12 protein-coding genes are annotated in these 11,022 nt (G+C 42.2%); 4 read left to right on the forward strand and 8 right to left on the reverse strand.

Going from position 1 to position 11,022, the window contains the following annotated elements:
- Positions 1-112: 112 nt before the first annotated feature.
- The 8 genes from B5G37_RS10320 to B5G37_RS10355 all read right to left on the reverse strand — a co-directional run bounded on the left by B5G37_RS10320 (position 113) and on the right by B5G37_RS10355 (position 8,178).
- Positions 113-868: a biotin/lipoyl-binding protein gene (locus B5G37_RS10320; protein WP_087257168.1), complete on the reverse strand. Its 756-nt coding sequence runs from the start codon at positions 866-868 to the stop codon at positions 113-115.
- Positions 861-1,325 (reverse strand): hypothetical protein, encoded by a 465-nt coding sequence (locus tag B5G37_RS10325; protein WP_087257171.1) that lies wholly within the window; start codon positions 1,323-1,325, stop codon positions 861-863. The genes B5G37_RS10320 and B5G37_RS10325 overlap by 8 nt, the downstream gene beginning before the upstream one ends.
- A gap of 534 nt (positions 1,326-1,859) precedes the next feature.
- On the reverse strand, positions 1,860-2,354 hold the full coding sequence (locus B5G37_RS10330) for a hypothetical protein (RefSeq protein ID WP_087257173.1): 495 nt from the start codon (positions 2,352-2,354) through the stop codon (positions 1,860-1,862).
- Between the two features lie 2 nt (positions 2,355-2,356).
- Positions 2,357-2,767: a hypothetical protein gene (locus B5G37_RS10335; protein WP_087257175.1), complete on the reverse strand. Its 411-nt coding sequence runs from the start codon at positions 2,765-2,767 to the stop codon at positions 2,357-2,359.
- An 86-nt stretch (positions 2,768-2,853) separates the two neighbouring features.
- Positions 2,854-5,085 carry a peptidase domain-containing ABC transporter gene (locus B5G37_RS10340; protein ID WP_087257176.1) on the reverse strand — a complete coding sequence of 744 codons (2,232 nt, stop codon included), beginning with the start codon at positions 5,083-5,085 and terminating at the stop codon, positions 2,854-2,856.
- 306 nt (positions 5,086-5,391) lie between these two features.
- Positions 5,392-6,009 carry an accessory gene regulator B family protein gene (locus B5G37_RS10345; protein WP_087257179.1) on the reverse strand — a complete coding sequence of 206 codons (618 nt, stop codon included), beginning with the start codon at positions 6,007-6,009 and terminating at the stop codon, positions 5,392-5,394.
- Between the two features lie 148 nt (positions 6,010-6,157).
- On the reverse strand, positions 6,158-7,453 hold the full coding sequence (locus tag B5G37_RS10350; protein ID WP_087257181.1) for a GHKL domain-containing protein: 1,296 nt from the start codon (positions 7,451-7,453) through the stop codon (positions 6,158-6,160).
- On the reverse strand, positions 7,453-8,178 hold the full coding sequence (locus B5G37_RS10355) for a LytTR family DNA-binding domain-containing protein (protein WP_087257184.1): 726 nt from the start codon (positions 8,176-8,178) through the stop codon (positions 7,453-7,455). Before B5G37_RS10355 ends, B5G37_RS10350 begins: the two co-directional genes overlap by 1 nt.
- Before the next feature lie 430 nt (positions 8,179-8,608).
- Between B5G37_RS10355 and B5G37_RS10360 the strand changes: the two genes are divergently transcribed.
- The 4 genes from B5G37_RS10360 (at position 8,609) to B5G37_RS15230 (ending at position 10,984) form a co-directional block, all read left to right on the forward strand.
- Positions 8,609-9,343, forward strand: a complete 735-nt coding sequence (locus tag B5G37_RS10360; protein WP_087257186.1) for an ImmA/IrrE family metallo-endopeptidase — start codon at positions 8,609-8,611, stop codon at positions 9,341-9,343.
- A complete protein-coding gene (locus B5G37_RS10365) occupies positions 9,340-9,579 on the forward strand; it encodes a hypothetical protein (protein ID WP_087257188.1) in 240 nt (79 codons plus the stop codon). The genes B5G37_RS10360 and B5G37_RS10365 overlap by 4 nt, the downstream gene beginning before the upstream one ends.
- 115 nt (positions 9,580-9,694) lie before the next feature.
- On the forward strand, positions 9,695-10,231 hold the full coding sequence (locus tag B5G37_RS10370; RefSeq protein ID WP_143482922.1) for a hypothetical protein: 537 nt from the start codon (positions 9,695-9,697) through the stop codon (positions 10,229-10,231).
- A gap of 612 nt (positions 10,232-10,843) precedes the next feature.
- Entirely contained in the window at positions 10,844-10,984 is a 141-nt protein-coding gene (locus B5G37_RS15230; RefSeq protein WP_158099400.1) for a hypothetical protein, read from the forward strand.
- Positions 10,985-11,022 lie beyond the last annotated feature (38 nt).

Genomic DNA, 11,022 nt, shown 5'->3' on the forward strand with positions numbered 1-11,022 from the left:
TAGCATATATGGGAATGGGAGTATTCCACCGTCCTATACCTCATCCCTGTAACTTATCCACCGTATCAGTTCATTATAAAAATCTTAGATTTTTGTCTTGACAACTGAGCCACTATACAGCTTGTACAACCATGCCATCTTTGTAATCTTCCAACATATGAATCGTTCCAGATGCAGGAGCCGTCACGACATATTTCTCCTGACCACTTTTCAGGGCAGATAGCTGGGCATCGATCGAAGCAATTTGAGTTTGACTCTCCGCAATGTTGTTTTCTGCACTCTGTATGGCCGCATGATAAATTTCTGAAATTTTTGCGGAGTTCTTTTCTAATTCCACTTTGATCTGCTCATCGCTATACCCATAATCCTTGTATGAACTGACATCTACAGTGTTTTGAACTATCTGAGCCTTATATGCCTCATAGGTACTATAATATAGTGCATCCTCTGCGCTACTAGCGCTAAAATAATTCGTATCATCCTGAATGGACTCCACTAACTTCTCAAGCTGAGCAATCTTCGTCTCATAGACTGCCCGTGTTGCCGAAAGCTGCTCAACCTGCAAATCGTAATCTGTGCTGGCAATCGTGAACAACTCTTCTCCCTCTTCCACTACAGCCCCCTCCTGCATATAGGAGTTCAGGATCGTTCCAGAATACGCCGGCATAACATAGTTTGCTTCCGAATTGGACACAGTTCCCGTAGAGACAACTACATAAATCTTCGGCGCCTTTGTACTCCAAACGACAACGCCAAGCAAGGCAATTAAAACAATGAGTACAATGGCATATCCAAAGGGGGGCAGATTCTTTTCAAACAAGATACGGCTGTCTCTCAATTCATTCAGACTTTTCACACCTTTAGCCATAGGCCTTCTCCATAAAAATATCCGCTACTATATCCTCATTCTCTAGGTGGTTGACATAAACCGTGTAGCTGTTTCTAGTCACTTCAATCCCCTCTTCATAGGCATACACCGCTAGCTTTTGATATGCAACATTCATCATGCTTTGCGGCCCCACAAAGCGTACATAAAGACAATTTGGTACTCGAAGTTCCGCTTCCATTGTGTATGGTGCTTCTGTTTTGTTAATATAGCCACTGGCTTGGCGCAGTATCCGTAGATTCAAACCCACCTCACCATTTCCAGTTTCCACTACCCCTGTATATTGCACCATAGGGCCAACAGGTTGACACCCTTTGGCTTTAATGTAGTTATCCATTTTTTCCAAGAAGGCCATGTCCTGCACATCTTCAGGATTCAGATTAGCAATCAAAACATTGGTCAATTTTAGAGTTTTGTTGCTGATTTGTAATTTCGGCATGAAAAACGCCCTTTCTTTTTTGCGCAAAAATTTTCACTGATATTAAACATAAAACCAATTTCTTTGGGGAGAGTCTCTTATTTCTGCTTGATCTCTAGTTCACCTATAACACAAAAAAGTTACCATCTATAAAGAAACTACAAATCCCAATTTGGTGGGCAATGTGTAAAAGATAATTTTACGGAAATGTTCTAAACAGAAATATTTGATATATTCTGGGTGTTAGCGCCCAGCAGAAACAGTCCTTTTGGGGTGGGGCTATTTCAGCCGGGCCCGAACATAGGCACAGTCTCTACTCATAAAAGGTCTGTTGAAACATCGAAAAATCTCTTGATTTGACCAGAACATGTAAAGCTCTAGCTTTGCCTACAAGAATACTTGCAGGCAAAGCCAGCTTTTTATACGACTCCAACTGAACTACTGCATATGTGTCAACCATTAGCCCGAGCAATCAATCTTGAAGTCTTAATCTTGCTTACTTTTCAGTAGAGCATTTTTCAACTAGACTTACTTGCGTTCAAGTCAGAATAACTTCTATCGTTTTTTTCTATTTGGTGCATTTCGAAAAAATCGACTCACAAAAAAAACAAGTTGACCATATGAAACAACAACAACACCTATTAAATAGGGATAGCCCAGTTCAAAACAATCTTTCATCTGCAGTACCAGCACATAAATATCTACAACAAGTAAAAAACTTGAAACTGCAAGCAGTATTTTTTCAGCTATAAAGAACCACTTAGATTCCAGGATTTGCTGGATATTCCCTTTTTCTTGTTCTGAATACATATTACGGACATAAAAAACGTAGGAAAACAGAAAATACGCCGCATATGCGCAAAACAAAATCAACGGGACACCCCAAATGGACTTTTCAAATATTGCAAATATAACTGAAAACACAAAATGTACACAAAGCCAGAGTACAACATGGTAAAAGACTGTTTTCTTGTTAAATGTGAATACAGCATGGTAATACGGCAACAAAAGGAAAAAAACCATGCTCAACCAGACAATTCCATCAATCATATTCAGAAAAGCTTAACCTTGCTAAAATAAATTTGTTTGTCTGCCTTCCCGTCAGATCTGTCAAGCCAATTAGCAACTACTCCTCCTACGCTTCCCGTAGCAACATCCAGGATCATACTTAATCCACGTCCAACAATGAGATTAGCTATCCTAGCGGAAGTCCAGGACAACAAAGCATCGACAAGCGTTCTCTTAAATTTTTCCTTCCCCGCTTTTATCACCTGACGTACTAGCCCAAGAGTTCCGCCTCCGAATGCTGCGTTAACGGCCATATCAATTCCGTGTTTAACAGCATAGTATGCCACCGTCTGTCCAATACCACCGCCGTCCACATAAGTCATTTCTTCAACGTCCATCAGAGTGTAGCTGCTGGGGAACTTCATGGCACAAGTGCCGTTTGCGTAAGTATTCATGTACTTACCTCCTTTTTGATTTTCTTTTCCAGTTACGGAAAGCCGGAAAAGTAATTTATATTATCGTCTCCGTTCACGATAATATCTCAGTAACTAATCTCATCTTCCTCTGATATATCGGGCAGGCAAGACATTTCCTCTTCCACATCTTCAGGCATGAAATTGCCCTGCTGCAATTCCCAAAGCTGATAATACTCTCCTTGTTTTTCCAGCAGTTCCTCGTGGCTGCCCTGCTCTACAATCTCACCGTTATCCAACATGATAATCAGATCACAGTTCTTTACCGTAGCCAATCGGTGGGCAATAATCAGCATGGATTTTTCTCTAAATTTATTGTATATCATATGAAAGATAATGTTCTCTGTGCCAAAGTCTAAATTACTGGTAGACTCATCCAATATGTAAAACTCATTCTTTTTCAAAAACGCTCTTGCCAGCGCAATACGCTGTTTTTCGCCACCAGATAATCCATTCCCCGCTTCCTCCAAGAAAGTGAAGTACTGCATGGGGAGTTTACGGATAAAATCATGAGCATCTGCGGCCTTCGCCGCCTCCTTGACTTCGTCCAATGTGGCGGTCATACGGGAAACACGGATGTTATCATAGATACTCTTGGAAAATAACTCAATATTTTGTGGTACATAAGAAATCGCCCGTCTTAGAGATTCGTTGGTATATTCCTGAATATCAATACCGTCAATGGTTATTTCTCCCTCTTCTGGCTCATAGTACTTCAACAGAAGTTTGGCAATTGTGGATTTTCCACTTCCACTGCTTCCCACCAGCGCCACTTTTTTCCCTCTGGGGATGGTGAAAGATACATTCTTTAACACAGGCTTGCGGTTTCCATATCGGAATGTAACGTTTTTGAAAACAATATCTCCCTCTGCTGAAGAAAGAGACTGGTAGGAATCCCTGCTGTTCTCACCCTGCTCTTGCTCATAGTCCAAAATCTCCGCAATGCGTTTCATGGAAATATTGGCTTCCTGAATGGAAAGTTGCAAACTAACCAGCCTGCTGACCGGATCCATAAAATAGGCCGCTAGCGTCATAAACGCCATCATCGCACCTAGAGTCAACTCGCCGTTGATGACTTGCATGATGCCGGAATAGGTAAGGAACAAGTTGCCTGCTGTGGACACCAGAGATGAAATCGTTCCCTGAATAATAGATAGTTTGCTTTCCCTTATGCCCACTCGCAGCGATTTGATATACTCTCGTTCGATACTCTCCAGTTCCGTATCCTCGTTGGCATTGCCCTTAATAGTCTCTACAGCCCGTAGGCCCTCGATAATTTGTGAATTAAGCGCAGACGACTGCTGCATTTGCTCCTCATTGATTTTTTTATAGGGTTCCTTGAAAATAAAAACCAACATGACACTTATAACCGTCATGAATAGGATAACAGCAAACAGCGACAGGTTCATACGGAACAAAGTTACACCCGTAATCAGTGCCATCGCAATATCAATAATCAGCGTTAACGCAATGTTGGTAAATACATCCTTAATGGTAAACGCATCCGAGAAGCGAGTCGTAATATCACCAGTCTTTCGAGTGGAAAAAAATTTCATGGGCAGATGGTAGATATGTTTGAAATATCCCAACATCAACGGTATATCAATCTTTATAGACAGGTATATCATCATCCACTGTCGCACAAAGCTCAAAACCGTTTGTGTAACTGCAATGCCCACAAAAACTAAAATTAACATCCTCAGCGCATCCGTCTGTCGATAAGGCAATATTTCATCGTAAATGATGCTATTGAACAGAGACGATACAATGCCTAGAACAGTCAACAACAAAGATGCTATAATACCATAAATAAAAAGTTTCTTTTGTGGCAACAACAGGCCCATGTAACGCTGGAATACCGATTTGCCCCGTTCTTTCCCAGCAACAAAGTCCTGATTAGGAGTCAAAAGCAACAAAACTCCTGTAAATCCCTTGTAGAATTCATCAACTGTTACACGAATCAAATCTTTTGCCGGATCTCCAATAATTACATGATCTTTTGAAATCTTAAAAATGACTACAAAATGTGTCAGGCCCTCTTTAGTAATTACATTAGCAATGCATGGAAGGGTAAAGTCACTCATAAACCCTTCCTTGTCTATGCGTATCGCTTGGGAAATAAACCCCAATTGCTCAGCACATTTACCGAGTCCAATAAGATTCGTCCCTTTTAAATCGGTCCCCATCATGTCCCGCAGGCGGGTGATAGTAGTTTCCTTACGATAATGCAGGCAAATCATTGCCAAACAAGCCGCAGCACAATCCGTTGCATCATGTTGCTTGATGTATGTGTATCTCACGTTACCTCCGTTCTGCGCCCGTCTCCTAGGTAAATGCATAATCTACCATTTAGTCTTAAACTTGTGCGATCATTGTTACATAATCTGACTCAAAATGAGCCTGTTTAGATCTACGTCATCCCGTTTACACCAGGTGCCCCACAGAGAATCCTTTTCCATTTTTCATACCTTACTCGGACGTAGTGCTGCAACTACCTTTAATTATCGCATTTTTCAGAAATTCCTTTTCCCCTCTCCGGACGGACTGGTTGATAAAAAATAGTAGCACATCGAGGCGGCCATTCATACAATTCAACATCAATGAAATTATTCAGCACCTTTTTGACCATTTTTTCGACTTTTTGTTCCTTCTTCTGCATTGTTCTTCCTCCCTTTAGGTATATATGCAATCAAAAGCATTGTTGCAGCCATTACATAGCCGAGCAATGCTCCAGCTGCCAAATATTCAAAACCACAAATATATAAAACGCTAATAACTACCGATAGCTGAACAGAAGACTTCTTTGCACTAGCTGCACATGCCGCAACCTCTTTGCCGGATAACACCATGTTCGGATGATTATATGGTGCAAGCGACCAAATTAATGCTCCTGACACTAACAAGAGAATTGTACAGCTAATCGGAGTCAAAAACTGCGAAAGGAGACCAAGAAAGACACTCTCAGAAATAACAGACCAGAAAAGGCACTTAATAAAACTGCTTGCATGTACTCCGTTGGTATATCTACGTATTTTGAAAAAGCCGAAATAAAAGGCGATTGTTTCTGGCAAAGATGAAATCATTGTACCAATCAAAAGAAGAGGTATCAGTGCCGTCAGGGATGTGATCCTTTTTTCCAAAGCATACTGTAACCATGGGGCTTTTTCTGCTGTAATATATCCTCGGTCAATACATCCTGTAACAAACGCTTCAACCTTCTTCATAGTGTGCCTCCCATTTTTTCATATTGTACCATCTTATGTTATCAAGTTCATTAGTTTCGACATAACTGCTATTTTTTTGACGCAAAAGCGAAAAACGGGAGAGAACCAGTTTCTGGTACTCTCCCGTGGGGCAATATCAAATACGAATCTATTTTTCTTCATAAGGTAGATTTATGATTTCAGCAGCAAATTGGAACCACCCATCCTGATAGGTAAAGGTATACTCCGCTTGAAGCTGCTCCAACGTATATACAACAGCACTCAATCCATAACCATGCTCCGGAGATTGTTTTGCACTCGGAGGCAGTTTCCCCTCCTCAATCGCCACAGGTAGGGATGTGTTGCGTATAGAAATATATAAGGCCTCCTCCTGCAAAATACAACATACAATTTCCTTGTCCCCATCTAACCGCTGACAAGCTTCTATGGCATTGTCCAGCAGATTGGACAGCAGCACTACCAGGGTATCCGTTGGAATGGAAATAGCTGACAGATCATTGACCTTCACCGTCATATTAACACTCTGTCCCTGGGCATATTGATGCTTCTGATTCAGAATCACATCAAAAACAGGGTGGTTGGAGCGAATATTGAATGTTTTCAGGGACCGGTTATTGTGCAGCCGCTTCAGATAGTCCTGGGCCGTGGAATATTCCTCCTGATCCATTAGATCTTGCAGTGCCTGTATATGACGTTGAAATTCATGGGTGGATTTTCTCTGAATTTGATAGTTTTTCTCCAGTGCATGAAAATTATCTGTTTGAAATGCAATTTGCTGCCTGAGCAAATGAACCTCCTGGTCTTTTGCCACAGCTTTCTCCATGCCATCAATCACAAAAAGAATTGCAATATTGGAAATAATCAGAACAATACTAAAGACAACCACACGCATGGAAATATCCTGTTCGCCAGGATAGCTAAATATCATGAACAGAAAAATGACAACACTAATTGCTGGAAAAAGAATGGTTAAACCGAGCCATTTTCCTTGCATTTTGAGATTGATTTTCTTTTTTCGGATTTGAAGCAGCAGCCAGGCAAGAAAGCAAGCAAGAAACTTGTCAATAGTTATCACAGTGGTATACATCCACTTCATCCAAACTAAGGAGTCAAGTGTAATGTCCAATAATACACAGACTCCATAAGGAAATAATGTATCTATGGAGATTACCAGAACATAGCATATCAAAGACAGAAAACCGTGGGATAGGATCTTTCCTTTGTAATACACAAAGGAAGCGGCAGTATATAACCCCAGAATGCACACCTGCCTTAAAATATTGTTAAGTTCAGAATAAGCCAGGAGGAGCATCAAGATCCAGATAGCTACAACAATCACGGTTTGAGCCTTCCCTTTATTGCGCTTTTCCAAAAAGGCCCCATTAAAGAAGATACAACACAAGAACTCCGCACTGACCCATATCATACTAATCAGATATTCCATCAATGCCACCCTTTCCACAGAAGATATTTCTTCTTATTTTTCGAATAAGCCTTTTCCCCAACTCTAAGGGTAATTCCATAAGTCAGGGTCGCTTCCCGGCATTGAAATCTCTTGATGTACTTCATGTTGACCAAATAGCTTTTATGAATCCGCAAAAAACCCTGAGAGTCCAATTTTTCTTCCAGGTCAGATAAAGAAGCGTAAAAGCTGTATGTTTTACAACTTTCTATAGACGTTGCGTCCCGCACAAAAGCGGTCACACTGTGCTGTTGCACTTCTAGGTAAAGAATATCATCCAGAGGCAGTGCAACGATTTCTCTTTCACATTGTATTTGCAGGGTTTCCTTATTTCGTTGTTGCAACGCCAATTGAAAGGCTGTTTTTAAATTTTCCACAAGATCCCGCTTCAGTACATATCGAAACGCCTGCACCTCATACCCCTCCGGTGCATACTCTATAAAATTGGTCACAAAAATGATCACAGCATCACTATGGAGCGTTCGTAGCTGTCTTGCGATATCCATCCCATTGTAAGAGGTGTTTTCAAAGTCGATATCCAGCAATGCAATATCGCAACCGGCTAGGGTATCACGACTAATTTTCCTGGCATCTGTGAAAGCTTGAATTTCTACTTTGGTCTGGAAATCCGCCAGCACCTCTTCCACAATGGTTTTCATTTTACTTAGCATATTATAGTCGTCGTCGCAAATTAAGATATGAAGCATAAGCAATTCCCCTGTTCCACTGTTTTCCTTTTAATCATACACAATTTCCATTCTTTTTCAAATAGAAATTGTAAAATTCCTTGAATCCGAACGAGCAATTATTATGTTCATCAATGACACAGAACACAATGCGCTGATGATAAAGCTTCTGAACGGCATTGAAACAGATCTTGTCTTCTCTCCGGGCATCTTACTACCAACACTTGTCTGAACTGCACAAATTAATTTCTAAAATACACATTGACACGAACATTTGTTCTACTTATAATGGAATCACAGCATACAAAATGGCCTGCATACAGGTCGCAAACTTCCCACAATGCACTGTGCCCCACCGTATTCTCAGAATGCGCTTTTCTCAATTACCATTCAAACATCATCAACCCATTTCAGAGGAATACAAACAATTTGCTAATAAGGGGGTAATCCAATGATTTTGTCTCACACGGAACTTGAGCATATTGCTCTAGCTGTAACACAAGACTTTGCCAAATACATTTCCAATGATTCTTTTGAAACAAAGCGTAGGATTCCCCGCGCAACGCCCATAGACCAATTTGCTCGTGATTATCTTGGCCTGAACGTTGGCTTTGCTCGTCTCTCCCCTGATGAAAGTGTTTGTGGGTTGACGTGCTATGCAGATACAGAGTATACATTTGAGGAAAATGGAGTTGTCCAAACTCTTCCCATAAGACAAAACCAAGTTCTGCTTGATACTAGCTTCCAAGTGCCAGGACGGAAAAAGCAGTTACATCAGAAACGTCGCTTTACTCTAGCCCATGAATGTGCGCACCAACTTTTATTTCAAATGGAATCCGACGATGTAAAGCAACGCCATCGAGGTAAATATTCTCCCCGAACAGCCTATTCTCTCAGAGCCCTCAAGACCCGCGAGGACTGGAACGAGTGGCAGGCCAATGCATTAGGTGCAGCAATTTTAATGCCTCAAGTGGAAATCGAACTGGCTATGCAACTCTTTCCTGCAAAAAAATTTTTAATCAACTATGAGGGCTGCTTTACATATCCCGACAGGATAATCCTTTCTCATCTCTGCCAATGGCTTGATGTCTCCAAGGCAGCCATGATCATCCGTCTCCGCCAGCTTGGATACATGGAAGATCGTCCATATAGCGAGTACAACGATCCTACGGAGGTGTGGCCATGAGCAAAAATATCCGCATGACTGAACCATCTGACGAAATGATGGCCAAGATACGAATGGCCCGCAATGCCATTGCAAGTCAAAAACCAAGAATGGTTAAATGCCCCTATTGCAAACACAATTCTATTATTGTTTTTGAGGACACTCGTGGTCACGTTCAAGCCAAATGCAAGGCTTGTGGGCGTGAAACTGTGTTCGATGTCCTCAGCATGAGAAGATTTCAACTTCGACACCCCTAAAGGTGCCAAAGTGGAAAAATAAATATTGATAGCTGTGCTGTGGAGCCGCTGATTGGTGAGTCTTCCTAATGCCGCATGAGAACAAAACTTCTACAAGAAGCTTTGTTCTTTCGGCATGGGAAATCAACTCACCGTCATGCGGCTCTTTTGTTGTCTTTCCTTTCCGCTGCTCTACACCAGCGGAAAGGAAAAGACAATGAAAATCCCTAAAACCCCACTTGAATTTGACTACGATCTCTGGACCACCGAGGATGGAAAATGCATGGTTCGCATCAAAGCTACTAATGAAGTCACAGAAGTAACCCGCGAAATTATGCGTCTGCTTCGTGCAGAGGAAAAACAAATGAGGCGCCTCCACCCAGCCGCGGAAACCGATTGTGATACTGCTACTCTGTCATTGGATACAGGCGACCCACAACAAGGTCCCTCATCATGGCTTGCAGATCCCTCCGACTTCACACAAGATATTGCCTTTGATATGTTGGAGGCCTCATTCTTCCAACAGCTCACCACAATTCAGCGTGATGTATACCAGGCGGTTGTAAAAGATGGCTTAAGGCCTTACGACTATGCAAAGCAGAAAGGAATATCCCCATCCGCTGTCACACAGCATATTCAGGCCATCCGCAGAAAGGCAAAAAAATTTTTTTAGGTCACTACTTAAAAATCCGCTTAAAAATGTCCGTTGTATAGTGAAGGGGTTTCAATCCACCTTCTTGCTCTTTGACAACGGAATATCCGGTAACTTGAATACGTTAGCTGACGGAGAAGCGTCAGGCCGAGTGCGCGAAGACCACCTGTGCGGAGCATTCCGCATCGAAGGACGGCCAAATAAGGTGCAGAGCGTTACCCACTCAGGCCAAGGCAGCCCTGGCAAACTGTCTCGCCATGATCCCGTCAGCCTACAATGATACTTCTGCTTGAAGCAGCTCGGAGAGATCCTCGGAGGGGTGAGAGTCCCATGATGTGCGCCAGCGCAGTTCAAGTTGCCGCCCGGCCTGGGGAAGTAGTGTCAAATACAGGCAATCACAAGATATGATAAACAGAAGGCCGCCTCAGATTCGGAGTATATGATATAAATGCTCACACCCTCTTGGGGCGGCCTTCTTTCTCTCTGGTAGCAAAAGCAAGGGAACCGACTAAACGATCCTCTTTACTTTCTCCTCTCATCTGCCCTCCTTTTCTTTTCGGCCTACACATACCTCCTTGTCGGTTCCCTTGCTTTTGCTATCAATCTCTGCATTTATGAAAGCGAGGTATTCTTATGGTAAACATTGATGTATGTGGTATGGCACAACTCCTGCGTTCCCTTATCCAGCAGGAAATTGTGAGCACCGGCGAGGCACGCAAAATTCTCTCCCGCATCCTGTCGCAAACCGGTGCAGACATCATTATTTCTCTCTGATTTGTTGCTCTTTGCGATAGCTATTCCCAATGTGTTGT

Origin of the sequence: Pseudoflavonifractor sp. An85 (assembly GCF_002161235.1) — a bacterium.
Classification (GTDB): domain Bacteria; phylum Bacillota; class Clostridia; order Oscillospirales; family Oscillospiraceae; genus Enterenecus.

Coding starts and splice junctions, on each gene's coding strand:
- B5G37_RS10330 (WP_087257173.1), bottom strand. CDS start 2,354: ATGATTGATGGAATTGTCTGGTTGAGCATGGTTTTTTTCCTTTTGTTG.
- B5G37_RS10335 (WP_087257175.1), bottom strand. CDS start 2,767: ATGAATACTTACGCAAACGGCACTTGTGCCATGAAGTTCCCCAGCAGC.
- B5G37_RS10360 (WP_087257186.1), top strand. CDS start 8,609: ATGATTTTGTCTCACACGGAACTTGAGCATATTGCTCTAGCTGTAACA.
- B5G37_RS10355 (WP_087257184.1), bottom strand. CDS start 8,178: ATGCTTCATATCTTAATTTGCGACGACGACTATAATATGCTAAGTAAA.
- B5G37_RS10370 (WP_143482922.1), top strand. CDS start 9,695: ATGGGAAATCAACTCACCGTCATGCGGCTCTTTTGTTGTCTTTCCTTT.
- B5G37_RS10325 (WP_087257171.1), bottom strand. CDS start 1,325: ATGCCGAAATTACAAATCAGCAACAAAACTCTAAAATTGACCAATGTT.
- B5G37_RS10345 (WP_087257179.1), bottom strand. CDS start 6,009: ATGAAGAAGGTTGAAGCGTTTGTTACAGGATGTATTGACCGAGGATAT.
- B5G37_RS10365 (WP_087257188.1), top strand. CDS start 9,340: ATGAGCAAAAATATCCGCATGACTGAACCATCTGACGAAATGATGGCC.
- B5G37_RS15230 (WP_158099400.1), top strand. CDS start 10,844: ATGGTAAACATTGATGTATGTGGTATGGCACAACTCCTGCGTTCCCTT.
- B5G37_RS10320 (WP_087257168.1), bottom strand. CDS start 868: ATGGCTAAAGGTGTGAAAAGTCTGAATGAATTGAGAGACAGCCGTATC.
- B5G37_RS10350 (WP_087257181.1), bottom strand. CDS start 7,453: ATGGAATATCTGATTAGTATGATATGGGTCAGTGCGGAGTTCTTGTGT.